This is a genomic window from Corynebacterium lujinxingii (assembly GCF_014490555.1).
GTDB lineage: Bacteria > Actinomycetota > Actinomycetes > Mycobacteriales > Mycobacteriaceae > Corynebacterium > Corynebacterium lujinxingii.
The window spans coordinates 2315315-2338496 of the sequence record NZ_CP061032.1; the positions used below are offsets into that span (position 1 = coordinate 2315315).

A 23182-nucleotide genomic window follows, 5' to 3' on the forward strand; every position below is an offset into this window, starting at 1 on the left:
AATGACACTTCTTCCTGCCTACTACGGCGAATTCGGCGGGCAGTTCGTGCCCGAGTCGCTCCTGCCCGCGCTCGACCAGTTAGAGCGCGCTTTTGTGGACGCGCTTCACGACGGCACCTTCATGGACGAATACCGCTCCCTCCTGCGCGATTACCTCGGCCGGCCGACGCCGCTGACCGAATGCCGCAACCTGCCTTTGGAGGGCAACGCGCGCATCTTTCTCAAGCGTGAGGACCTCGTCCACGGCGGCGCGCACAAGACGAACCAAGTGATCGGCCAGGCGCTGCTGGCCAAGAAGATGGGCAAGACGCGCATCATCGCGGAGACTGGCGCGGGCCAGCACGGCACCGCCACCGCGCTCGCTTGTGCGCTGCTCGGGCTCGACTGCGTGATCTACATGGGCAAGACCGACATGGCGCGCCAGGAGCCGAACGTCTACCGCATGCGACTGATGGGCGCCGAAGTCATCGCCGTGGAATCCGGCGCTGGCACGCTCAAGGACGCGGTGAACGAGGCGCTGCGCGATTGGACCGCCACCTTCCACGAGTCCCACTACCTGCTCGGCACGGCAGCGGGCCCGCACCCGTTCCCCCGCATTGTGAAGGAGTTCCACCGCGTCATCTCCGCAGAAGCCCGCGCGCAGATCCTAGAACGCACCGGGGGACTGCCGGACGTCGTCGTCGCATGTGTCGGCGGCGGCTCGAACGCCATCGGCATGTTCGCGGAATTTATCGACGACGAGGGTGTCGAACTCATCGGCGCCGAACCGGGCGGCGAGGGCTTCGGCCTCGGCGCGCACGGTGCCGCCATCGCACAGGGCACCACCGGCCTGCTGCACGGCACGTACTCGTACCTCATGTGCAACGAAGACGGCCAGGTGGAGGAGTCCTACTCCATTTCCGCCGGCCTGGATTACCCGGGCGTAGGCCCCGAGCACGCGCACCTGGCCAAGTCGGGCCGCGCATCGTATGTCCCTGTGACCGACGACGCCGCCCTCGACGCCTTCCAGGCACTGTCCCGCCACGAGGGCATCATCCCCGCGCTCGAGTCCTCGCACGCCCTGGCCTACGCCCTGCAGCGCGCGGCCGAGCACCCGGCGGATGCCGAGCCGTTGAACATCCTCGTCGCGCTGTCCGGCCGCGGCGACAAGGACATCGCGCACGTGCGCGCCACCCTGGAGCAGAAGGAGAACAAGTAAATGAGCCGCTACGCAGATTTCTTTGCCAAGGGGGAGCGCGCGTTCGTCCCCTTCGTCATGCTCTCCGACCCAACCCCAGAGGACGCGCTGGAGATCGTTTCTGCCGTCGTGGACGCAGGTGCCGACGCCCTCGAGCTCGGCGTCCCATTCTCCGACCCCGTCGCCGACGGTCCCGCCATCCAGGGCGCTCACGTGCGTGCGCTGCGCGGGGGAGCGACCGTCGCCCAAGCCCTCGACCAGGTGCGCGCGATCCGTGAGCGCTACCCGGACCTGCCGATCGGCATGCTCGTCTACGCCAACGTGGTCCACACCCGCGGCCTCGACCGCTTCTACACGGAGTTCAAGGAGGCTGGCGCGGATAGCGTGTTGCTTCCCGACGTCCCCGTGCGCGAGTCCGCCCCCTTTTCCGCCGCCGCCGAGCGCGCCGGCATCGAGCCGATCTACATCGCCCCGGCCAAGGCATCGAAGGAAACCCTCGAGGGTGTGGCCGCCAACTCCCGCGGATACATCTACGCCATCTCCCGCGACGGAGTGACGGGCACGGAAAACGAGGCGACGGTGGAGGGACTGCGTGAGGTCGTCGATAATGTCAACGCGTTCGGCGGCGCCCCGGTGCTACTCGGCTTCGGCATCTCACGCCCGGAGCATGTCCGCGCGGCGATTCAGGCAGGGGCTGCCGGTGCGATTACTGGGTCGGCGATTACGAAGATTATCGATGGGCACGTCGTCGATACGCGAATCGCGGACATGGAGGCGCTGAAGCGCGAGCTCACCGACTACGTCGCGGCGATGAAGCAGGCTACGATCGAACCATGACCTGTTCGCGACGCATGTTCCTGCTCGGCACCGCCACCACCTTCGCCGGTGCCTTCCTGGCCGCCTGTGGGGAAGAGGCCCCCGAAGAGATCGCCAAGACCGACGTCCCGGTCGGCTCCGCGGTGATCCTGGACAAATTCATCATCGCCCAACCAACCTCCGGCCAGTACGTGGCGTACTCGTCGGTGTGCCCGCACCAGCAGAAGAAGATCACCAAGGTCGAGGGCGAGACCGTGAAGTGCACCGCCCACGGGTCCGTGTTCAACATCGCGGACGGCTCGCTCGTCTCCGGCCCGGCCGTAACCGGCATGCGCGAGGTCGAGGTGGTCGACGCCGGCGACAAGGTCCAAGCGAAGAACCCGAGCTAGCCCGCCGGCCGTAGACTCGGCCACATGAAAAAGCTCGATCCGCTCCTCGTCGGCATCGTCGTCGCGGCCGCGCTCGCGTTTGTGGTGTCGGCGCGCGGCGCGTTTGCCGACGGCTTCGACATCGCCGTCAAACTCGGCATCGCGCTGCTGTTCTTCCTCTACGGCGCACGCCTATCCACCCAAGAGGCCCTGCGCGGCCTCACCAATTGGCGCCTCCACGTGGTCATTCTCGCGTTCACGTTCGTCGCGTACCCGCTCATCGGGCTCCTCGCGCGCCCCACGACCGCATTGCTTGACGACGGCCTCTACCAGGGCCTGCTCTTCATGACCCTCGTCCCCTCAACCGTGCAGTCCTCCGTCGCCCTCACCGGCATCGCCCGGGGCAACGTGTCGGGCGCGGTGGTGGCGGCGTCGGTGTCGTCGCTAGTTGGTGTCGTCGCCACGCCGCTGCTCGTGATGTGGCTGATGGGCGCGGGCGACGGCGTGCATATCGACGCCTCCGTGTTCACCGACATTTCCCTGCAGCTGCTCCTGCCGTTCCTGCTCGGCCAGGTCGCGCACCGCTGGCTGGGGGAGCTGGCCAAGTCAAAGGCCACGAAGATCGTCGACCGCGGATCCATCTGGATGGTCGTCTACGCCGCCTTTTCCAAGGGGGTCGTCTCCGGCGTGTGGTCGAACGTGTCGGTGGGGGAGATCGCGTTCCTCACCGTCTTTTCCGCGGCGCTCGTCGTCGCCATGCTGTGGCTTACGCGCGTCGTGCCTACCGCGTTACGCTTCCCGCGTGAAGACATCACCGCAATCCAAATGTGCGGCACGCAGAAGTCCCTCGCCACCGGCCTTCCGATGGCCACCGTCATCTTCGGCGGCGCGTCGCTAGGCGTCCTCATCATTCCGCTGATGATCTACCACATGGCGCAGTTGATCATCTGCTCCGCTTACGTCTCCAGAAAGAGTTTCACGTGAAACATTACGTCCGCATCCACTACAGTGTTCCCGAACTCGGCGGCGAGCTGCTCAACATCGCCGAACTCAAGGAAGTCTCCCCGCAGGCCTGCACCATGGTCCGCATGATCGAACTCGACCCCGCCGAAACCATCACCGGCATCTACGTCGATGGTCGCGTCATCGGCCAAGCCAACCAGCCCATGGGCACAGTGCCGCACCCGCGCACCTACGACGCTCTGGAAGGCATCACCGCCACCCACCTCAGCCAGGAGGAGTTCGAGGGCCTCTGGTCCGAAGCCCGCGCCAAATTCCCCCGCTAATCGTTGGTGCGTACCCACTTGTCCGCAATGCGGACTTTCGCTTATCGACGACCCCCAAACCGTTGGTCAACCCCCATAATTGGTTGTCGCGCCGTTGTCCGCAATGCGGACTTTTTTAATGGGTTTGCACCAATGATTGGTGGGGCCGGGATTGTCCGCAATGCGGAGTAGTGGAGTCGTCGATAAGCGTTGCGAACAGCGTGCGACATACGCGTTTTATAGCGCGCCTATAAACAACGTTTCCGCAGATCAGAGCCGTGTCGTGAGCACGTTTATAATTACTTGTATCGCACTCGTATTCGACACATTGGGGGGCATCATGACCACGGTTTTGGCAGGGGAACGTCCGCAACTCAGCGCACTCGCGGAGCGGTTGTGCAGCACAATTGCGGATGCGCACACGCGGATGACGACGTCGAAGGCGGAGTTGCTCGCCGCCGTGCGAATGTTCGATCAGCACGGTTTCGCGGCGGAGACCGGGGCGCGCACGACGGCGCAGTTTCTGACGCGGCGGCTGGAGATATCGAATTCGACCGCGCACGAGTACGTGCACGTGGCGCACCGGCTCGGGCAGTTTCCGTACCTGGAGCAGCACTTCGCCGAGGCCGCGCTGAGTTATTCGGTGGTGCGACTGCTGCTCAAATACATGACCAAGGAGAACGAGCGCGAGCTGGTGGATCTGGCGCTCGACCTCGGCTATCACGCGCTGGAGGTCGCGCTCTCAGGCCGGGACAGGCCGGGGGAGGACGAGCACGCGCGCGAATACTACATGCGCGTTCACCCCCAGGACAACGGCGACATCACGGTGCACGGCCGCTTCAACGCCTCGGACGGTGCTGCCTTCATGGCCGCATTGAAACTCGGCGAGATCGCTTTCTATGAGATGGAGGACAAGCTCGAAAGCGCGTTGCGTCGCGACGACGACAGCATTGCCGACTACTCCGTCGACGAGATGCTGGGCGAGGTGCTCGACGTCGAACCTGCAAAGCCGTCGAAGAAGACCGCCTCCGGTTACGGCCTACCCGTTGGGCGCATGCTGCTGGACTCGTTTATGGGCATGGTGCACTCGATGCGCACGCGCCCGAAAAATGCGCTGACCACGCCCGGAGCACACGTGAACGTGCTCATGACCACAGACGGTCGGGCACACATGCCGAACAATGTCGGCGCGCGCTCGGAGACGCTTGCGAATCTCATCGCGAACGCAGATCTGCGCGTGTCCACTGTCGACGACACCGGGTTGATCATCAACACAGGCCGCCGATTCCGCCTCGCCAACGCAGGCCAGGTTAACGCGCTGCTCGCGATGTGGGGCGGGCAGTGCGCCGCACCTGAATGCACGCACTCACGCTTCATCGAGATCCACCACATCAAAGAATGGGCCGACGGTGGAATGACGGACCTGGAGAACCTGCTCCCGCTGTGTTCCTCGTGCCACTCGCTGGTCACGGACGGATACCTTGAGACGGTCAAGGACGGGGCGGATGTGCATTTCATTTACATGGACGGCACACGCTACGTTTCCGAGAACTACTCACTGCCTCGGCGTCAGGATGACGCGATGACGTGGGCGGAGTGCGGTGGCTCGTTCGACGACGACGAGACCGCCTAGACGGCGAGGTTCACCAGCACCATGTATGACGCAGTGCCGAGAAAGATGGACAGGTCCGCACGGCGCTTCCAGGCGTGGACGAGCAGCGTCAGACCCAGCGCAGCCAAGGAGGCCCAGAAGCGGCCGGGATCGCCCGAATGCCCGACCACGGTGTACACGACGAGCACCGTCATCACGCCGACTGGCATGAGCACGGCAAGGAAGTCGATAAACGGGCTGCCCTTCAAAAACCGCATCAGCGAGAAGGGGAGGGCACGCAGCAGCACTGTCACGATGCCGGCAGGGATGAGCACCGCGGCGACCATGCCGAGGGTGACGCCATCGGGCAGACCGTATGCGTTCATGTCAGCGGACCCGCCAGGTGAGGAGGTCGTCGATACGCGGTGCCCAGAAGCGAAGCAGCAGAACGCCGAAGTACGCGAGCAGGCCCGCGATGATCACCTGCCCGGGCACAACAAATGCCGCAAGCACCGCGAGGCCGCCGGCGATGAGCGGGCCGGAAAGGTCGCGGCTGGATTGGAACGCCTCGTAGGCAAGCACCGCGAACAGCGAGGTCAGGGCGAATTCGAAGCCTTCGATGTTGTCCGGGATGACGTTGCCCACCAGGGCACCCGCGATCCCGGAAAGAAGCCAGATCACGTTCACCAGCGCGACGATGGTGAGGATCCGCGGCCCAGTGGGGCGCCCGTGGAGGGTGGAGGTGACGGCATAGGCCTCGTCGGTGAGCCCGTACGTGACGTAGGCGGTGGGCAAACCGCGCGGCACAACGTCGCGCGGAAAAGTCAGTCCGTAGAAAATGTGGCGGAAATTGACCATGAAAGCGGTCAGCGCCGACGAGAAGGGGCCGAGGCCGGACACCACCATGTCGATGGCGAGAAATTCCATCGAACCGGCGTAGACGATGGTCGAGAAGATCGGGGCCCACCACCAGGCGAAACCGGTCTGCGAGATCAGCAGCCCAAAGGCGAAACCGAGCGGGATCAGGCCGAGGCCAACGAGCCACGAGTCCTTCACGCCGAGCCGGATCTGCTCCTTTGTTTCACGTGAAACAGCCACTAATTGTCCTCGAGGTTCGCGGGGAACGTGGCGAACAGGGGCAGGGGCATTGCTTGACGACGCATCACGTCACCCCACAAATCTGTACCCGCCGACGCAATCACGTCGGAGGGCAGGGCGGGGGCGACGAACCAGTCGCCGCGCAGGATTTCGTCGTCGAGTTGGCCCGGGAGCCACTCGGCGTAGCCGGCGAAGACCCGGATGCCGTCGACGTCGCCGGCGAAGTCCTCGGGATCCGCGTTGAGGTTCAGCAGCGCGAGACGGTTGGCCATGCGCTGGAAGTAGGGGTTCGCGTCGATGTCCACGCCGGGGGAGGTCACGCCGAGTGCGACGGCGGCCTCCGGGCGCACAGGCCCGCCGATGTGCACGGCCTGAGGCTTCGCGGCGAGGTCAGCCCAGGCCGGCATGACGTTGGCCACGGCGGTCTCGCTGCGGCGGTTCAACACGACGCCGAGGGTGCGCTCAGCGCTCTGCTCAATGATCAGCACCACGGTGCGGGCGAACTCGGGCGAGTACATCCCGGGCGCGGCGACGAGCAGCATGCCCGGCTCGGGGTCCACCCGTTCCATGGCGTTGAAGAGGCGGTCAGCGTAGAAGTACTCAGGCATGTTCGTTCTCCCACCAGGCTTTGAGTTCGGCAACGGCTTCGTCGTGGTCCAACTCGCCACGTTCGAGGCGTAGCTCCTTGAGAAACTTCCACGCTTTGCCCACTTCGGGGCCGGGTTTGAGGTCCAGGATCTGCATGATCTCGTTGCCGTCGAGGTCTGGGCGCACGCGGGCGAGGTCCTCCTTGGCGGCGATGTCGGCGATGCGCTCCTCGAGGTGGTCGTAGGTGCGCTGCAGGCGGGCGGCCTTCTTGGCGTTGCGGGTGGTGGAATCGGCACGCACGAGTTTGTGCAGGCGGGGGAGGAGATCCCCGGCGTCGGTGACGTAGCGGCGCACGGCGGAGTCGGTCCACTGGCCCTCGCCGAAGCCGTGGAAGCGCATGTGCAGGAACACCAGCTGGCCCACATCCGAGATGACGTGCTTCGGGTACTTCAAAGCCTTCAAGCGCTTGCGGGACATCTTGGCGCCGACCACCTCGTGGTGGTGGAAGGTCACGCCGCCGCCATCTTTGGGGGCGCGGGTGGCGGGCTTGCCGATGTCGTGAAGCAGCGCGGCCCAGCGCAGCTTCAGGTCGGGGCCTTCGTCCTCCAGTTCGGTGGCCTGGCGCAGCACTGTCAGGGAGTGGCGGTAGACGTCCTTGTGCTGCATGTGCTCGTCGGTCTCAAGCTGCAGGGCGGGGATCTCCGGCAGGATGAACTGGGCGACGCCGGTGGACACCAGCAGGTCGATGCCCTCCCAGGGACGGGCGCCGAGCATGAGCTTGTCCAGCTCGGCCTGGACGCGCTCGGCGGTGATCCGCTGGATCTCCGGGGCCATATCGCGCATCGCGTCGTAGACCCGGTCGGCCACGGTGAAGCCGAGTTGGGAGACGAAGCGGGCGGCGCGAAGCATGCGCAGCGGGTCGTCGCGGAAGGACACCTCCGGCTCCTGTGGGGTGTCGAGCACCTCGATGACCAGGTCGGCAAGGCCGTTGACGGGGTCGTGGAAGGTCGGGGCGAGGGAGTCGTCGTCAAGCGAGAGCTCGATGGCCATGGCGTTGCAGGCGACGTCGCGGCGCACAAGGTCGCCCTCGAGGGTGTCACCGAAGGTGACTTCGGGGTTGCGGGTGACGCCGTCGTACAGGTCGGAGCGGAAGGTGGTGATCTCCACGGTTTCGCCCTGGCGGATCGCGGAGACGGTGCCGAACTCGATGCCGGTGTCCCACACCTTTTCGCCCCACTCGCCGAGGATCTCCTGGATCACGTCCGGGCGGGCGGAGGTAGTGAAGTCAAGGTCGTGCACCTCGCGGCCGAGCATGGCGTCGCGCACGGAGCCGCCGACTATATATAAGGACTCGCCGCGCGCCGCGAAGAGTCGGGCGAGCGGCTCCAGCAGGGCAGCGTGCTTTTCGACGACCCCCTGCGCCCGGGCCATCAACGCGGCGGGGGCGAGCGGGTCGTTCGGATCGGGCATGTCGAAAAGCGTTCCTCGGTTTGTCACCTTGGACACGATACTCGTCGCCGCCGCGCGTGAAGTACCACAACCGGCCGGAAGCCGGATAGCATGGCACGAATGAGTGAGAATACGCGGCCTGTACCGGGCCCCTCCGGGAACAAGGGGGGATCCGGCGGGCGGCGACGTTCGCGGAAGCGCCGCGGCGGCAAGCCGGCCCAGAACAAAGGCGGGCAGAACAATAGCCAGAAGCAGGGCGACGGCGAGGAGAACAAGAAGAAGCCGAACCGCCGCCGGAACCCGAATAACCGGCGGGGCAGGGGTGGCCGCGGCGGGCAGCGTAACCGGAACCGCAACCACAACCGCAGGCATTCGCATTACGACCGCAGGCACGACTCGTCGATAGAAACGCGCGACGAGACCTCGGCCGGCGGTCTGGTCGTCTCCGGCATGGCGGAGGCGGTGGGCAAGGACGGCAAGGTGGACATGAGCCGCATCTACGTCGCGCTCATCGGCCGCCTGGACCGACGCGGGCGCCTGCTGTGGTCGATGCCGAAGGGGCACGTCGAAGACGGCGAGCACCAGTGGGCGACCGCGGAGCGCGAGGTGTGGGAGGAGACCGGCATTTCCGGCGAGGCCTTCGACACCCTGGGCACGATCGACTATTGGTTCGTCTCGGACGGGGTGCGCATCCATAAGACGGTGCACCACAACCTGCTGCGCTTTGTCGACGGCGTGTTTAACGACGAGGACCCCGAGGTCACCGAGGTGGCGTGGGTGCCGATGAGCGAACTGATGGAGCACCTCGCGTACGCCGACGAGCGGAAACTGGCGCGTATCGCCTACGACCGCATGCCGGATCTGGCACGAAAGGAAGTCGCCGCCGGAAGGGCTACCCCGCGATGATGCGGCGCAGCACTCGGCTGGCAGCGGCGGCGCTCGCGCTGGCGCTGACGGCCCCGCCGGCGCGCGCTGTGCCGGCCGTCCCGCTCAGCCCGGACAACCCCGAGGTGGCGGACCAGTGGGTCAACGAGGCAGTGCGCCCGGGCGAGGGCGAGCTCGCGAGCATTGAGCTTGTCGACGCCCCCACGTCGGCCTCCGCACACGATCCGTTTCACGTGAAACTTCGCATTACGAATCACACCGACGAGACGTTGAACACGCTCAAGGTCGTGCCGCGCCGCGCGGCCCCGGTCGCATCCGTGGTGGAGCAGCGCGTCGCCGCGGTGGCGGGTGTTGGCGAGTATGAGCCGATGGGGGACGAGGGGGTCGTCGATAAGCAAATCGCTCCGGGCGACAGCGTGGAGACGGAGATGACGCTGAGGGCGCCCGGGGGGATCGGCACGTATCCGATGCTGCTTGAGCTTGTCGACGCCACCGGCACCACCCTGGACACCGACCGTTTCCACCTCGGTGTGCGCGGCTCGGAAGACGACGTGGAGCCGGGCGAGATCACCGCGCTATACCCGGTCAGCGCGCCGGTGGACATCGTGCCGGGGGAGACGGGCGAGGCCCCGGAGAACCCGCCGCTGGTGCTCGAGTCGGAAAATCTGGCCGACCAGCTCGCGGCCGGCGGGCGCCTGGACGCGCTGGTGGAGCAGTACCTCGACGCAGTGCAAACGCCCGAGGTGGGTTACGCCACGTGCATGGCGCTTGACCCCGCGCTGGTGGACACCGTGGACCGCATGGCCGGCGGGTACACCGTCAGCGACACCCGTAACGCCGTGGTGGAAGAGCCGAAGCGCCTGCGCGACAGCTGGGGCTCAGGCGAAGACACGGACGCCGCCCCGGGCAGGGGAGCGGACGACGCGAAGGCGTGGCTGGACAAGGTCCGCCAGGTCTCAGAGCAAGGCTGCACCGTCGCGCTGCCGTGGGCGAACGCGGACCTCAACGCGGTGGCGCGCACCGGTGACGAGTGGCTCATGCGCGAGGCTGTGGAGCGCGGGCCGTTCGCGCTGCAGCGCGTGCTGGGCAACGCCGGGACGATCAACACCGTGGTCACCGGCCCGGGATACGTGGAACCCGAGGCAGCGCCGGCGCTCGGCTGGGCAGACCACACCCGCTCCAGCGTGCCCGACGGCGGCATGCAGGCGGCGTGGGAGGAAGCACACACCGGTGGCGACCCCCGGCCGCAGCAGCCGGTGCGGGTCCTCGCCGCGCAGAACCCTTCGGCAGAGCGGTTCTCCTGGATCGCGCCCGGGGTGATGCAGGTCGGCTACCAGGACTCGCTGGCCGCGGTGCTGGCGTCGACGGGCACACACCCCGACACACCCGGCTACACCAACCCCAGCCTGCGTTTCGACGCCACCATCGACTCAAAGAAAGCCCGCGACATCAGCGCCGCCGCGGCCATGCGCCAGGCCGCACGCGACAAGGTGCTGATCAACCCGCCGGCAACCTGGGACGCGGACACCGCCACGGTGCTGCTTGGCACCGTCGCGAGCATCATCGCCGACGGCACGTCGCGGCCAGTCTCCTTCGGCGACTACCTCGCAGCGCCTCCCGACGTCGCCCCGGCGGAGCACACCGGCACGAACTTCCCGGACCCGGCCGCCTACACCGACGCGGAGATCCTGCAGGTCACGCAACAAAACGGCTTTATCAACGACATCACCGCGCTCATGGTGCCGGACCCCGCGATCGCGCTGACCCGCTACGGCTTCACCCTCCCGCTGCGCCGCGACATGCTCACCGCACTGACCACGAACGGCCGCCGCGCGCTCTCGCTTTACGACGACACCACCCGCGCCACCGGCGAACGCCTCGCCGCGAGCCGGACCACGCTGAACGAGTTGCGCGACTCAGTGACGTTGATTCCGCCGGGGAATGTGTACACGCGGGCGTCGTCGTCAAGCCCGCTGCTCATCGTGGCACAAAACGGCATGCCGCTGCCGGTGCGCACGGAAATCCGGTACTTCGGGCCGGACGACGCGCGGCTGAACGTGCCCGGGGCACTGAAGATCCCGGCGCGCGGGTCGGTCACGGTGCAGATGACCGCGGACCTGCCGGAATCGAACCGCGGCACCGAACTGCAGCTCTACCTCGCGGGCGCGTCGGGCCAGCCGATTTCCACACCGGTGGACATTGCGGTGCGCACCGCCGGCGTCGAGCTGCGCGGCTGGGCGGTCGCTGCGGCACTGGTCGCGGCGGCGCTCGCGTTGGCGCTGCTGACACGGTTCAAACGCAGCAAGGCGCCGCCAGACCGGCGCGCCACCTCCAGACCAGCACAACGAACCACACGTGAACGGAGACAACCGTGACAGCACGGGACAATTTGCGCCGGCGCATTGTCACCCCGGCGCCGCCTGCACCAGTGCCCGCACCCCGCGAGCCGAAGCAGCAGCGCGGCGCGGGCACCGGCGCGCCGGACAAGTCCCTGCTGACCACCAGCCCCAAGGGTGAGACGATCGCGGGTGAGCCCGCTGCCGTGCCCGTGCCCACCCCGGAGGCAGAGCCAACGGACAACGAAAAGGTCGTGCGCGCCACCGGCTCGATGGCGGTGGCCACGCTGATTTCACGCATCACCGGCTTCATCCGCACCGTGCTCATCGGCGCAGCGCTCGGCGAGGTCGTCGCGTCGGCGTTCAACACCGCCAACACGCTGCCGAACCTGATCACGGAGATCGTGCTCGGCTCGGTGCTCACCGCGCTGGTGGTGCCGGTGCTGGTGCGCGCGGAGAAGGAGGACCCCGACCGGGGCGCCGCGTTTATCCGCCGCCTGTTCACGCTCACGCTGACGATGATGACGGTGGTCACCCTCATCGCCGTGGCGGCGGCACCGTGGCTGACGGAGATGATGCTGGACGAGGATTCGACCGGCAACCTGGTCCAAACCACCTCGTTTGCCTACCTGCTGCTGCCGCAGATCTTCTTCTACGGCATGTTCTCGCTGTTCATGGCCATCTTGAACACCAAGGAGCACTTCCGGCCCGGCGCGTGGGCTCCGGTGGCAAACAACGTGGTCTCCATCGCGGTGCTCGCGGCGTATATGGCGCTGCCGGGGCAGTTGAATCCGGCTGCGCCGTCGTCGGTAAGCAATCCGCACGTACTGCTGCTGGGCCTCGGCACGACGCTCGGCGTGGTGGTGCAGTGCCTCATCATGTTGCCGGCGCTGCGGAAGCTGAGCATCGACCTGCGGCCGCTGTGGGGCATCGACGAGCGGCTCAAGCAGTTCGGCGGGATGGCGCTGGCGATTATCACGTATGTGGCGATCAGCCAGTTGGGCTACGTGATCACCACCCGCATCGCCTTCTCCGCGGACGCGGCGGCGCAGTTTATTTACCAGCAGCACTGGATGCTGCTGCAGATGCCGTACGGCATCATCGGCGTCACGTTGCTCACCGCGATCATGCCACGTCTGTCGCGCAACGCGGCCGACGGCGACGACAAGGCGGTTGTCGACGACCTGACGATGGGCACGAAGCTCACCTTCATCGCCCTGATCCCGATCATCATCTTCATGACGGCACTGGGCCCGGACATCGCCCACGCCCTGTTCGCCTACGGTCGCTTCAGCCCGGAGGCCGCCCACACCCTCGGCCTGACCATTAGCGCCTCTGCGTTCACGCTCATCCCGTACGCGCTGGTCATGCTGCACCTGCGCGTGTTCTACGCCCGCGAGGAGGCGTGGACGCCGACGTTCATCATCGCCGGCATCACCGTGACCAAGGTGGCGCTTTCCATGCTCGCACCGCGTATCGCCAGCGAGCCGCAGCACGTGGTGGTGCTGCTCGGCGCCGCCAACGGCTTCGGCTTTCTCGCCGGCGCGATCATCGGCGCGATGCTGCTGCGCCGCAAACTGGGCACGCTGAAGTCGCGGGACGTCTTGCGCACGTCGCTGTGGGCCGCGGGTTCCGCGGTCGTCGGCGTGGCAGTGGTGTACCTGGTGCGCTGGTTGCTTCGCGACGTCGCCGGCCTGCACCTGCCCGAAGCCGTGGGCCGCCTCATCGGCGCGCCGAGCCTGGGCAGCCTCATCGAGGTTGTCGTTCTCGGCCTGCTGTTCCTCGTGGCCACCGGCCTGGTGCTGTCGCGCTCGAAGCTGCCCGAGGTGCAAAACCTGGGCTACGCGCTGCAGCGCATCCCGGGCCTGGGCAAGTTCATCCGCCCCGACGACGAGCGCGCCCTCGAGGTGGGCGAGGCGGACCCGCGCGATGTGTCCACCCAGTTCCTCGGCGCCGACACGTTCAACGCGTCGCCGGTGCCGCCGCCGATGTCCGCCGGTGTGGTCCGCGGGCCCCGTCTGGTGGCGGGCGCGAGCGTGTCCGACGGCCGCTTCCGCCTCATCCGCGACCACGGCGCCACCACCGGCGCGCGCTTCTGGCAGGCCCGCGAATTGACCACCGGCCGCAGCGTCGCGCTGACGTTCGTGGACACCACCGGCACCGCCCCGATGGCGCCGGCCACCCCGCGCGAGGCCGCGCTCAACGCCGCCGGGGTCGCGCGCCGCACCCGCAAGCTGGCCAACCTCAACCTGCCGGCCGTGGCCGACAATGTGGAGATCCTGTCCTACCGCTCCGGCGCGCTCATCGTCGCGGACTGGGTCGAAGGCTCCTCGGTGAAGGCCGTCGCCGAGTCGGGCCAGACGCTGCACACGGAGGCCGTCGCCAACGCGCTCGCCCCGCTCGCGGCCGCCCTGGCCACCGCGCACGAGGCAGGCGTCCCGCTCGGCCTAGACAACCGTCAGCAGTTGCGTATCGACGAAAACGGCTACGTCCGACTCGCCTTCCCGGCCGTCTTGCCGGACGCGACTCCGCCGACCGACGCCGACGCATTCGCCGCCGCGCTCGAACTGCTGACCAGCAACGTCACCTCCGACGAGCTCGACGAGATCACCGCCCGCACGCGAGCGCTTGTCGACGCCGACGCGGTCGACCAAGACGCCTTCAGCGAGATCGAGCGCGCCCTGCGCGAGGCCGCGAACCTGCCGGGCTCGCGCCGCCGCGACAAGGAGGACGACACCCCGACCGACACCATCCCGGTCGTGGACATCCCCGAGTACGTCGAGCCGGTCGAGGAGCACGTCGAAGACCCGGACGCGATCCGGGGCGGCTTTGGCAGCCGGCGCTACCGTCCGGTCACCGTCGGCCTGCTCACGCTCGTCGCCGTCTCCGCCGTGGTGCTCATCGGCGTGCTCACTACCTACCTGGTAGACCTCGTCTCCGGCGACGACGCCGACACCGACCCGGTGCCCACCGCCGCCACCTCCGCCGTGCCGGAGCCGCGCGTGCCGGTGCTCGTCGGCCCGCTCGAGGCGGCCGGCGGCGCGGATGCCACCGTGGACGGGGACCGGGCCACGAAGTGGCAGGTCGACGGCGACCTCGTCGTCACGCCTGAGACCGGAGAGGCGTTCATGTTGGAGCAGGTGATCGTGGACACGTCGTCGGCAAGCGGTGCGAACTACGTGATCACCGGAGTGCCGGAGGGCGGGGCGGTGCCGCAGGTGCTGGCCGAGGGCACGGTGCGCACCGGCCAGATCAGCGCCGACATCGACTCGGACGCGGCGTTTACGAGCGTGACCGTCGCGCTCACCCCGGCCGAGGATGCCGAGAAGCCGATGGAGATCGCCGAGATTTCCCTCGCCGGGCACATGGATGTCCAATAAATTGTGCATCCGGTCCCTTCCCTCGGGGGAGGGGATCGGGCACACTGGGTCGCGGTAACTCACTTGGGGGGAAACATGAACTACCGCAATGACCGGCAGCTCGTCGCCGACTACCTGGCAGGCGACCCGCACGCTTTCAAACTCATCGTCAACCGCCACCGCAAGCGCATGTACTTCGTGGCGCGCAACTACTCGCGCAACGAGCAGGACGCGCAAGACATCGTCCAGGACGCCCTGTTCAAGGCCGCGCGCAGCATGCGCGGCTACCGCGGCGAGGCGAAACTGTCCACGTGGCTGCACCGCATGACCATCAACGCCGCCATCGACCACCAGCGCCGCTCCGACCGCGCCGGCGCGCAGGCGAGCTTGGACGATCAGGACACGGTAACCACAGACGCCAACAAATACCTCGCCTACAACCCGATGGAGGCAATGGAGCGCACCATCGCGATGCGCCAGGCACTCAACGTGCTGCCGTCGGCGCAGCGTAAGGCGCTGTGGCTGATCGACGTCGCCGGGATGTCCGTCGAGCACGCCGCCGCAGAACTCGGCGTGAAACCGGGCACCGTGAAGTCGCGCCGCTACCGGGCCCGCGAGGCGGTCGCTGCGGCAATGGGGGAGACGCCGATGAGGGGTTAGAATCTCCGGCATGACCTTCCCCGGCTTCAACTTTATTACCCCGCAGACCGGCAACTCCGGCGACGCTGCGGAGCAACCCGAAACCAAGCACACCGAGACGGACACCGTGCACGACCTGATCATCATCGGGTCCGGCCCGGCCGGCTACACCGCCGCCCTCTACGCCGCGCGCGCCGAGCTCAATCCGCTCGTGTTCGAGGGCTACGAGTACGGCGGCGAGCTGATGAACACCACTGAGGTGGAGAACTTCCCCGGCTTCCAGGACGGCGTGATGGGCCCGGAACTGATGGGCAACATGCGCGAGCAGGCCGAGAAGTTCGGCGCCGACCTACGCTCCGAGCTGGTCGAGCGCGTGGACTTCTCCGGCGACATTAAGAAGGTGTACGTCGACGACGAGGAGTTCCGTGCCCGCGCGGTCATCCTCGCCACTGGTGCGGCACCGCGCCACCTGGGCATCCCGGGCGAGGCGGAACTGACCGGCCGCGGCGTGTCCACCTGCGCGACCTGCGACGGCTTCTTCTTCAAAGACCAGCACATCGCGGTCGTCGGCGGCGGCGACTCCGCCATGGAGGAGGCCACCTTCCTGACCAAGTTCGGCTCCAAGGTCACGCTCATCCACCGCTCCGAGAACTTCCGCGCCTCGCGCATCATGCTCGAGCGCGCCCGCGAGAACGAGAAGATCGAGTTCCTCACCAACACCGTCGTGGAGTCCGTCGTGGACGCCGACGGCAAGGTGGGCGGCCTGAACGTGCTCAACGTGGAAACCGGTGAGAAGTCCGTGCTCGACGCCACCGCGCTGTTCGTCGCCATCGGCCACGACCCGCGTTCCGGCTTCCTCGAGGGCCAGGTCGGCGTGGACGAGGGCGGCTACGTCACCGTCGAGAACCCGTCGACGCGCACCAGCGTGAAGGGCGTGTTCGCGTGCGGCGACCTGGTGGATAAGACCTACCGCCAGGCGATCACGGCGGCCGGTTCGGGCTGCCGTGCCGCGTTGGATGCTCAGCACTACCTCGCGGAGCTGTAAGCTAGCCGCCATGAGTGCACCAGTAGATGTCACCCAGGCCACCTTCAAAAACGAGGTCATCGAGTCCGACACCCCGGTTCTCGTCGACTTTTGGGCTGAGTGGTGCGGGCCGTGCAAGAAACTCTCGCCGCTTCTCGACGAAATCGCCGACGAGATGGGCGACCAAGTCAAGGTTGCCAAGGTCAACGTGGACGACGAGCGCGCGCTCGGCATGATGTACCAGATCATGTCGATCCCGACCGTGCTGCTGTTCAAGAACGGCCAGAAGGTCGACGAGTTTGTCGGCCTGCGCCCGAAGTCGGAGATCGTCTCCAAGATCGCAGCGCTCGGCGCGTAAACTGTTGTAATGGTTGTTCGACCGGGAAAGTTAGGTGCTTAGTGCAAGACATTTTGCGCGTTGGCGACTCCAGTACGCGGGTTGCTGAAGTTCGGATGTCGCTGGCCCGTCTCGGTCTCATCGACGGCTACGAGGGTGAGATCGACACCACGCGTCGCTTCACCGCAAACGAGATGCTTTTCGACGACACCCTCGCCGAGGCCCTCAAAGCCTTCCAGCAGTCCCGCGGCATTGTGCCCTCGGGCGCGATCGACGAGGTGACCTCCCGGGAGCTGCGCGAGGCGTCCTACACCCTGGGTGCCCGTGTGCTGAGCTACCAGCCGGGCCAAGAGATGGTCGGCGACGACGTGGGCCAGCTCCAGACCCAACTACATGAGCTGGGCTTTTACTCCCACCGGGTGGATGGCCGCTTCGGCCCGCAGACCTACGAGGCGCTGATGAACTACCAGCTCAACTCGGGGTTGGAGGACGACGGTGTCTGCGGCCCGGACACCCTGCACGCCCTGTCGCTTCTGGGCCGTCGCGTCACCGGTGGATCTGCACACGCGATTCGCGAACGCGAGTCCGTGCGCCAGGCCGGCCCGAACTTGGCCGGCAAGCGCGTAGTCATCGACCCGGACCTCGGCGGCGCGGACCGCGGCCGCGTGGTGGAGGGCCCCTACGGCCCGATCACGGAAGAGGAGATCCTTTGGGACTTGGCCCAGCGCATCGAGGGGCGCATGGTGGCCACCGGCATGGAGACGATCCTGTCGCGCCCCCGCGGCGATAACCCGTCGAACAAGCAGCGCGCCGATCTGGCCAACGGCTTCAAGGCGGACCTGCTGATTTCCCTGCGCCTGGATTCCTACCCGAACGAAAAGGCCAATGGCGTGGCCACCTTCTACTTCGGCTCGGAGCACGGCAGCTCCTCGCTGACCGGGGAGACGCTCTCGGGCTACATCCAGCGCGAGATCGCCGCCCGAACGGACCTGCAGAATTGCCGCAACCATGGCCGCACCTGGGAGATGCTGCGCATGACCCGCATGCCGTCCGTCGAGGTCGTGGCCGGTTACCTGACCAACCCGGGCGATTTGGCGGTGCTGACGGACCCGGCGCAGCGCGACGCCATTGCTGAGGCCATCGTCGTTGCCGTGAAGCGCCTCTACTTGCTCGAGCACGACACCCGCCCTACCGGCACCTACTCGTTTACGGAACTGCTGCGCGAGGAGCTCGCCTAACCCAGACCGAAAAAGTTCCCCGCCCAGGAACTTTCTTGGCCTTCCGGGGCGATACGCCTCCCATTTCCCCAGGTCGCCCTGGCGAGGAAACAAAAAAGTTCCACGACCACCCCTCAGGTCGTGGAACTTTTTTCGCGCGGGGACTAGTCCGTGCCCTGGATGAGCCCCATGATGCGCTCGAAGTCGTCCTTGTTGCCGAACTCGACCACGATCTTGCCCTTGCGCTTGCCCATGGTCACCGACACCTTCGTATCCCACGCGTCCGCCAGGGAATCGGCGGCCCGGGTGAGGTATTCCGGCTGCGGGGTCGGCTGGCGCTTCGGTTTGTCCGGCACCTTGCCGCCTCTGTTGATTAGCGACACTGCCTCTTCCGTGGCGCGCACGGACAGGCCCTCGGCGACGATGCGGTCGGCGAGTTGGCCCTGGGCGTCGGTGGTGTCGTCGCCAAGCTTGATGCCCAAGAGGGCGCGAGCGTGGCCGGCGGAGAGCACCCCGGCGGCGACACGGCGCTGTACCGCGACCGGCAGGTTGAGCAGGCGGATCGCGTTTGTGATTACGGGGCGGGAACGGCCGAGGCGGTCGGCGAGTTGCTCCTGGGTGACGCCGAATTCGTCGAGAAGCTGCTGGTAGGCGGCGGCTTCTTCGAGCGGGTTCAACTGCACGCGGTGGATGTTCTCCAGCAGCGCGTCGCGCAGCATGTCCTCGTCGGAGGTTTCGCGCACGATGGCCGGGATGTATTTCAGGCCGGCCTTGGAGGAGGCGCGCCAGCGGCGCTCGCCCATGATGAGTTCGAAGCCGTCCGGGGTGTCGCGCACGACGATCGGCTGGAGCAGGCCGAACTCGCGGATGGAGTGGACCAGCTCGGCCAGGTCGTCCTCGTCGAAGACCTGGCGCGGCTGCTTCGGGTTCGGGATGATCTTGCCGACCGGGATCTCCTGGTAGCGCGCCCCAACCGGCACCGGCTGGATCACGTTCTCCTTCTTCGCCGACACCGTCGGGGCGCCCTTGACCTGCTTCTTCGGGGCGCCCTTCGGTGTGTCGGCCGGCTTGTCCTGCTTGCCGAAGATTACGTCGGAGGCACTACCGCCGATGCCCGGGGTCTTGCCGTTCTTGTCAATGTCGGCCGGCGCCGATGGGATCAGCGCCGCCAGTCCGCGGCCGAGGCCGCCTTTGCGTTCTGCCATGGTTTACTCCTCTTCATCCAGTTGCGCGTAGACCTCGGGGCTCACGCCGATCGGGCCGGTGGTGGGGTGGGGCTGGTAGTCGCCGCGGATGGCCAACTCCTTGGCCGCGTCGAAGTAGGCGAGTGCGCCGCGCGATCCGGGGTCGTAGTCGATCACCGTCTGGCCGTAGCCGGGCGCCTCGGAGACCTTCACGGAGCGCGGGATGACGTTATTCAGCACAACCTGGCCGAATTGGCCGCGCACTTCCTCGGCCACGTCGGCGGCGAGGCGGGTACGGGCGTCGTACATGGTCAGAAGGATCGCCGAAATGTGCAGGTTGTGATTCAGGTGCTCGCGGATCATGCCAATGTTGCCCAGCAGCTGACCCACGCCCTCGAGCGCGTAGTACTCGCACTGGATGGGGATAAGCACTTCGTCCACCGCGGTCATCGCGTTAATTGTGAGCAGGCCGAGCGACGGCGGGCAGTCGATGAACACGTAGTCGAAGCCGTGCTCGTCCAAAAAGCCCTTGCGGATCGCGTCGTGCAGCCGGTATTCGCGCCGCACCATAGACACCAGCTCGATTTCCGCGCCGGCCAGGTCGATCGTGGCGGGGATGCAGAAAATGTTGAGGTTGTCCTTATGCGCCTGCACAGCCTCGTCGGCGTCGGCCTCGCCGAGCAGCACCTCGTAGCTGGAGGTGGTGCCGGAGGTGTGCTCCGCACCCAGCGCGGTCGAGGCGTTGCCCTGCGGGTCGAGGTCGATCACCAGCACCTTCATGCCCTGGCGGCTCAGGCTCGCCGCGAGGTTCACACTGGTCGTGGTTTTGCCCACGCCACCTTTCTGGTTAGCGACGGTGACCACGCGCGGCTGGTCCGGACGCGGGAGCTTCTCGCTTGACGACGACACCCGCGCCGCCCGCCTCGCCTCCTCCATCAAAGGAGTGTCATCGAAGTTTTCCACCTATTCCCCCTTCTTCTTGCGCAGGATGCGGATGAGCGTGGTCGGCTGATCCAGCGTAGCCGTCCCGACGGTGAGAATCTCCGGATCCTTGCCGCCGGCCTTGGCGATGAGCTTTGCGTCGCGTTCCAGCTCCTCGGCGACGGATTCACCCTTCAGCGCGATCATTGCGCCGCCACCCTGCAGCAGCGGCAGCGACCAGCCGGCCAGTTTGCCCAGCGGAGCCACGGCACGCGAGGTCACGGCGTCGAAGGACGCCTTCGGCTGGTCCTCGGCGCGGCCGCGCACGACGGTCACGTTATCCAGCCCGAGCTCCGCGACGACCTCGTTCAAATAGGTAGAACGCTTCAGCAACGGCTCGATGAGGGTGATCTTGAGATCCGGCCGGGCGATCGCCAATGGGATGCCGGGCAAGCCCGCTCCGGAGCCGATGTCCGCCACCTTCAGGTTGTCGTCGAAGGCCTCGGAGATCACCGCGCAGTTGAGGATGTGGCGCTCCCACAGGCGGCTGACTTCCTTGGGTCCGATGAACCCGCGCTCGGCGGCCGTGGTGGCCAACGAGTGGTGGTACGCCTCGGCTAGGGTAAGGCGGTCGCCAAAGACCTGGCTCGCTGCTTGGGGGGTGGTATCCGACATGCCAGCAACTCTAGTCGCCGCCCCGACACGACCCCACACAACGTAAAACCCCGGCCGGGGCCGGGGTGTCGCTCTCAAGCAAATGCTTAGTTGCCCTGCTTGCGCTGCTTCTTGGTGCGACGGTCGACCTTGCGCGCGCCTGGGGCCGGGGCGGTGGTGCGCTTCATCTCCACCTTGCGGGCCTTCTCTTCAGCTTCCTCGGCGTCCATCTTGTTGTTCAGGATGCGGGTTTGGAAGAAGGTCCACACGTTGTTGGTCAGCATGTAGAACAGCAGGCCGATGTGCCAGATGACACCGGTGGCCAGAATCATGATGGGGAAGAACCAGAGCATCATCTTGTTCATCATGCCCATCTGGGATTCCATCATCGCGGCCATCTCGCCCTGCGGCTGAGAGGTCTTGCCGGCAGCCTTGCGGGCCTGCTGACGGTTGACCATCATGCGGGCGTTGAAGTGGGTGAACGCGGCACACAGGATGACCAGCGGGGCGCACACGGCGACGATCTTCGCGCGGGTGAGGTCCTCCATGCCGAAGCCGGCGTACATCTCCTGCGGCATCGACATGTATGCCGACAGCGGCACGCCGAAGAAGTCCGCGTCCAGGAAGGACTGCACGTCCTCCACGGGGAAGGCGTAGTTGGGAGTGTTGCGGTTCTGCTCGACGGAAAAGCCGAGGCCCGTGCCGCCGTCACCGGTGCGGTTAAACGAACGCAACACGTGTAGCAGGCCGATGAAGATCGGCATTTGCACCAGCGGGACGATGCAGGACGCCAGCGGGTTGGTTCCCATTTCGCGGTAGAGCTTCTGGGTCTCTTCCGCCATCTTCTGCTGGTCGTTCTTGTACTTTTCGCGGATTTCCTGCATCCGCGGCTGCATCTCCTGCATCTTGCGGGTGGAACGCATCTGGTTCACCATCGGCTTGAGTAGCAGAAGGCGGACCGTGCAGGTCAGCAGCACGATCGCGAGAATCCAGGAGATGCCGGAGTCCTCGGGGATGATGAAGCCGATTGCTTCGTGCCAAAACTTCAGCACCCAAGAAATCGGCCAGTAAATGAAATTCAGCACGCTTCCGTGTTACTCCTCACTTAAATTTTCGATGCTGCCCGGCACCGGGTCGTAACCCCCGGGGTGCCACGGTCCGCATTTGCAGATCCGGGCGGCGGCAAGCAATCCGCCGCGCACGGCACCGTGCCTGGACACGGCTTCGAGCCCATACGCGCTGCATACCGGCAGAAAACGACAGGTCCCGCCCATCTTAAGGGGTGAGACGTACTTTTGGTAACCGTGAATCACGCCGACCAGCGCTTTTGCGACCGGTCCTGTGGCCTCCGGGATTTCGGCGCCGGCGAAATTGTAGTACGACATCAGCGCTTTTTCGCGACTTTGTCCAGTGCCTTGTGCAGATCGTGCGCTAGCTCGTCGCTGCTGGCCTCCGCCGATTTGGGTAGCGCGCGGATCACAACATCGCAGTTGCGCTCTAGCTTATCGACGACCCCACGTTGCAGCACCACATGCCTCAACTTTCGCGACACGGCGTGGCGGGTGACGGCGTTGCCGATCTGTTTGGACACGACGAGGCCGAAGCGGGGCCCGCCGGTGATGGTGTCGTCGTCACGCACACGCACATGGACCATTAACGTACGAGACCCCGCGCGCACTCCCTGTTTCATCGCCGCTTTGAAGTCGGCGGATGAGGTCAGTTTGTGCGGGCGGGGTAGCACGTTGATTGCGCGAGATTACGCGGAGAGCTTCGCGCGGCCCTTCTTGCGGCGGGCGGACACGATGGCGCGGCCTGCGCGGGTCTGCATGCGGGCGCGGAAGCCGTGCTTGCGTGCGCGACGGCGGTTGTTCGGCTGGAAAGTCCGCTTAGACACGGTGGACTCCTTGTGCGGTCATGAACGGCCGGCGGCTCGTCAAAGCCTCCCGGGGTTTTGGCCGTTCCAAGTTTGAAACGAGTGCGTCGAGATTGCGGTTCGGCTCCTGGGGGAGGAGCGCGGTCGCGTGCAGCGCCTTCGCCGACTCGCCCGTAAAGGCGGCCCGGTGCCCGGCGGGGGCGGTGCTCTCGGTAAAGCACGCCAGGGGAACTGGCGTGAAGACGGGCTCAAGAGTACGCGAGATTTGCGGCGCCGGCCAAATCAACACTCCGACGATGTTCGAACGGCACGGCGGGTGCCCCCGTAATTACAAGCTTGTGTTTTTTCGCAGGTGGGACGGCGAATCGCCGGAGTTTCCTGCGGGTCGGCTGTGAGAACGT

General features: G+C 66.4%; 24 protein-coding genes. 13 read left to right on the forward strand and 11 right to left on the reverse strand.

Annotated features, from left to right (window positions below; all coding sequences use genetic code 11):
- Position 1 precedes the first annotated feature (1 nt).
- The 6 genes from trpB (at position 2) to IAU68_RS11320 (ending at position 5259) form a co-directional block, all read left to right on the forward strand.
- A complete protein-coding gene (gene trpB, locus IAU68_RS11295; RefSeq protein WP_171193036.1) occupies positions 2–1198 on the forward strand; it encodes a tryptophan synthase subunit beta in 1197 nt (398 codons plus the stop codon).
- Positions 1199–2014 carry a tryptophan synthase subunit alpha gene (gene trpA, locus IAU68_RS11300; protein WP_171193037.1) on the forward strand — a complete coding sequence of 272 codons (816 nt, stop codon included), beginning with the start codon at positions 1199–1201 and terminating at the stop codon, positions 2012–2014. It begins immediately after the preceding gene.
- Positions 2011–2382 (forward strand): Rieske (2Fe-2S) protein, encoded by a 372-nt coding sequence (locus IAU68_RS11305; protein ID WP_407928715.1) that lies wholly within the window; start codon positions 2011–2013, stop codon positions 2380–2382. The genes trpA and IAU68_RS11305 overlap by 4 nt, the downstream gene beginning before the upstream one ends.
- Before the next feature lie 24 nt (positions 2383–2406).
- Positions 2407–3345 carry a bile acid:sodium symporter family protein gene (locus tag IAU68_RS11310; protein ID WP_171193038.1) on the forward strand — a complete coding sequence of 313 codons (939 nt, stop codon included), beginning with the start codon at positions 2407–2409 and terminating at the stop codon, positions 3343–3345.
- Complete coding sequence (locus tag IAU68_RS11315) at positions 3342–3647, forward strand: hypothetical protein (protein ID WP_171193039.1); 306 nt, start codon at positions 3342–3344, stop codon at positions 3645–3647. The genes IAU68_RS11310 and IAU68_RS11315 overlap by 4 nt, the downstream gene beginning before the upstream one ends.
- Before the next feature lie 319 nt (positions 3648–3966).
- Positions 3967–5259 (forward strand): HNH endonuclease signature motif containing protein, encoded by a 1293-nt coding sequence (locus IAU68_RS11320; protein ID WP_171193040.1) that lies wholly within the window; start codon positions 3967–3969, stop codon positions 5257–5259.
- On the opposite strand, the gene IAU68_RS11325 is transcribed toward IAU68_RS11320, so the two are convergent.
- The 4 genes from IAU68_RS11325 to IAU68_RS11340 are packed head-to-tail and all read right to left on the reverse strand — an operon-like array spanning position 5256 to position 8334.
- On the reverse strand, positions 5256–5603 hold the full coding sequence (locus IAU68_RS11325) for a branched-chain amino acid transporter permease (protein WP_171193041.1): 348 nt from the start codon (positions 5601–5603) through the stop codon (positions 5256–5258). The two genes, IAU68_RS11320 and IAU68_RS11325, sit on opposite strands and share 4 nt — an antisense overlap.
- Before the next feature lies 1 nt (position 5604).
- Positions 5605–6315: an AzlC family ABC transporter permease gene (locus IAU68_RS11330; protein WP_231699040.1), complete on the reverse strand. Its 711-nt coding sequence runs from the start codon at positions 6313–6315 to the stop codon at positions 5605–5607.
- A complete protein-coding gene (locus IAU68_RS11335) occupies positions 6315–6923 on the reverse strand; it encodes a YqgE/AlgH family protein (protein ID WP_171193042.1) in 609 nt (202 codons plus the stop codon). Before IAU68_RS11335 ends, IAU68_RS11330 begins: the two co-directional genes overlap by 1 nt.
- Complete coding sequence (locus IAU68_RS11340) at positions 6916–8334, reverse strand: CCA tRNA nucleotidyltransferase (protein WP_407928731.1); 1419 nt, start codon at positions 8332–8334, stop codon at positions 6916–6918. The genes IAU68_RS11335 and IAU68_RS11340 overlap by 8 nt, the downstream gene beginning before the upstream one ends.
- A gap of 138 nt (positions 8335–8472) precedes the next feature.
- Here IAU68_RS11340 and IAU68_RS11345 point away from each other — a divergent pair, with 138 nt between their 5' ends.
- The 7 genes from IAU68_RS11345 (at position 8473) to IAU68_RS11375 (ending at position 18170) form a co-directional block, all read left to right on the forward strand.
- Positions 8473–9258, forward strand: a complete 786-nt coding sequence (locus IAU68_RS11345) for an NUDIX hydrolase (protein WP_231699041.1) — start codon at positions 8473–8475, stop codon at positions 9256–9258.
- Entirely contained in the window at positions 9255–11612 is a 2358-nt protein-coding gene (locus IAU68_RS11350) for a hypothetical protein (RefSeq protein ID WP_186337540.1), read from the forward strand. The genes IAU68_RS11345 and IAU68_RS11350 overlap by 4 nt, the downstream gene beginning before the upstream one ends.
- 233 nt (positions 11613–11845) lie before the next feature.
- Positions 11846–14953, forward strand: a complete 3108-nt coding sequence (gene murJ, locus IAU68_RS11355; RefSeq protein WP_231699189.1) for a murein biosynthesis integral membrane protein MurJ — start codon at positions 11846–11848, stop codon at positions 14951–14953.
- 75 nt (positions 14954–15028) lie between these two features.
- Complete coding sequence (locus IAU68_RS11360) at positions 15029–15592, forward strand: RNA polymerase sigma factor (RefSeq protein ID WP_171193046.1); 564 nt, start codon at positions 15029–15031, stop codon at positions 15590–15592.
- 10 nt (positions 15593–15602) lie between these two features.
- A complete protein-coding gene (gene trxB, locus IAU68_RS11365) occupies positions 15603–16616 on the forward strand; it encodes a thioredoxin-disulfide reductase (RefSeq protein ID WP_171193047.1) in 1014 nt (337 codons plus the stop codon).
- Between the two features lie 10 nt (positions 16617–16626).
- The gene (trxA, locus tag IAU68_RS11370; protein WP_171193048.1) at positions 16627–16953 is read left to right on the forward strand and encodes a thioredoxin; all 327 of its coding nucleotides are present in this window, start codon (positions 16627–16629) and stop codon (positions 16951–16953) included.
- A 41-nt stretch (positions 16954–16994) separates the two neighbouring features.
- On the forward strand, positions 16995–18170 hold the full coding sequence (locus IAU68_RS11375) for an N-acetylmuramoyl-L-alanine amidase (RefSeq protein WP_171193049.1): 1176 nt from the start codon (positions 16995–16997) through the stop codon (positions 18168–18170).
- Between the two features lie 143 nt (positions 18171–18313).
- Here IAU68_RS11375 and IAU68_RS11380 read toward each other — a convergent pair whose 3' ends face one another.
- From IAU68_RS11380 to rpmH, 7 genes are all read right to left on the reverse strand, one after another.
- Positions 18314–19354, reverse strand: coding sequence for a ParB/RepB/Spo0J family partition protein (locus IAU68_RS11380; RefSeq protein WP_171193050.1), 1041 nt, complete (start codon positions 19352–19354; stop codon positions 18314–18316).
- A 3-nt stretch (positions 19355–19357) separates the two neighbouring features.
- Positions 19358–20269: a ParA family protein gene (locus IAU68_RS11385; protein ID WP_171193326.1), complete on the reverse strand. Its 912-nt coding sequence runs from the start codon at positions 20267–20269 to the stop codon at positions 19358–19360.
- A gap of 27 nt (positions 20270–20296) precedes the next feature.
- Positions 20297–20929, reverse strand: coding sequence for a 16S rRNA (guanine(527)-N(7))-methyltransferase RsmG (gene rsmG / locus IAU68_RS11390; RefSeq protein WP_171193051.1), 633 nt, complete (start codon positions 20927–20929; stop codon positions 20297–20299).
- Between the two features lie 86 nt (positions 20930–21015).
- The gene (gene yidC, locus IAU68_RS11395; RefSeq protein ID WP_171193052.1) at positions 21016–21993 is read right to left on the reverse strand and encodes a membrane protein insertase YidC; all 978 of its coding nucleotides are present in this window, start codon (positions 21991–21993) and stop codon (positions 21016–21018) included.
- 9 nt (positions 21994–22002) lie between these two features.
- Complete coding sequence (gene yidD / locus IAU68_RS11400; protein ID WP_171193053.1) at positions 22003–22293, reverse strand: membrane protein insertion efficiency factor YidD; 291 nt, start codon at positions 22291–22293, stop codon at positions 22003–22005.
- Positions 22293–22649 carry a ribonuclease P protein component gene (gene rnpA, locus IAU68_RS11405; protein ID WP_171193054.1) on the reverse strand — a complete coding sequence of 119 codons (357 nt, stop codon included), beginning with the start codon at positions 22647–22649 and terminating at the stop codon, positions 22293–22295. Before rnpA ends, yidD begins: the two co-directional genes overlap by 1 nt.
- 15 nt (positions 22650–22664) lie before the next feature.
- Positions 22665–22802 carry a 50S ribosomal protein L34 gene (gene rpmH, locus IAU68_RS11410; RefSeq protein ID WP_171193055.1) on the reverse strand — a complete coding sequence of 46 codons (138 nt, stop codon included), beginning with the start codon at positions 22800–22802 and terminating at the stop codon, positions 22665–22667.
- Positions 22803–23182 lie beyond the last annotated feature (380 nt).

Coding starts and splice junctions, on each gene's coding strand:
- trxA (WP_171193048.1), top strand. CDS start 16,627: ATGAGTGCACCAGTAGATGTCACCCAGGCCACCTTCAAAAACGAGGTC.
- IAU68_RS11310 (WP_171193038.1), top strand. CDS start 2,407: ATGAAAAAGCTCGATCCGCTCCTCGTCGGCATCGTCGTCGCGGCCGCG.
- rsmG (WP_171193051.1), bottom strand. CDS start 20,929: ATGTCGGATACCACCCCCCAAGCAGCGAGCCAGGTCTTTGGCGACCGC.
- IAU68_RS11345 (WP_231699041.1), top strand. CDS start 8,473: ATGAGTGAGAATACGCGGCCTGTACCGGGCCCCTCCGGGAACAAGGGG.
- murJ (WP_231699189.1), top strand. CDS start 11,846: ATGGCGGTGGCCACGCTGATTTCACGCATCACCGGCTTCATCCGCACC.
- IAU68_RS11385 (WP_171193326.1), bottom strand. CDS start 20,269: ATGGAGGAGGCGAGGCGGGCGGCGCGGGTGTCGTCGTCAAGCGAGAAG.
- yidD (WP_171193053.1), bottom strand. CDS start 22,293: ATGTCGTACTACAATTTCGCCGGCGCCGAAATCCCGGAGGCCACAGGA.
- IAU68_RS11305 (WP_407928715.1), top strand. CDS start 2,011: ATGACCTGTTCGCGACGCATGTTCCTGCTCGGCACCGCCACCACCTTC.
- IAU68_RS11320 (WP_171193040.1), top strand. CDS start 3,967: ATGACCACGGTTTTGGCAGGGGAACGTCCGCAACTCAGCGCACTCGCG.
- IAU68_RS11340 (WP_407928731.1), bottom strand. CDS start 8,334: ATGGCCCGGGCGCAGGGGGTCGTCGAAAAGCACGCTGCCCTGCTGGAG.
- trpA (WP_171193037.1), top strand. CDS start 1,199: ATGAGCCGCTACGCAGATTTCTTTGCCAAGGGGGAGCGCGCGTTCGTC.
- IAU68_RS11380 (WP_171193050.1), bottom strand. CDS start 19,354: ATGGCAGAACGCAAAGGCGGCCTCGGCCGCGGACTGGCGGCGCTGATC.
- IAU68_RS11335 (WP_171193042.1), bottom strand. CDS start 6,923: ATGCCTGAGTACTTCTACGCTGACCGCCTCTTCAACGCCATGGAACGG.
- trxB (WP_171193047.1), top strand. CDS start 15,603: ATGACCTTCCCCGGCTTCAACTTTATTACCCCGCAGACCGGCAACTCC.
- IAU68_RS11360 (WP_171193046.1), top strand. CDS start 15,029: ATGAACTACCGCAATGACCGGCAGCTCGTCGCCGACTACCTGGCAGGC.
- IAU68_RS11325 (WP_171193041.1), bottom strand. CDS start 5,603: ATGAACGCATACGGTCTGCCCGATGGCGTCACCCTCGGCATGGTCGCC.
- trpB (WP_171193036.1), top strand. CDS start 2: ATGACACTTCTTCCTGCCTACTACGGCGAATTCGGCGGGCAGTTCGTG.
- IAU68_RS11350 (WP_186337540.1), top strand. CDS start 9,255: ATGATGCGGCGCAGCACTCGGCTGGCAGCGGCGGCGCTCGCGCTGGCG.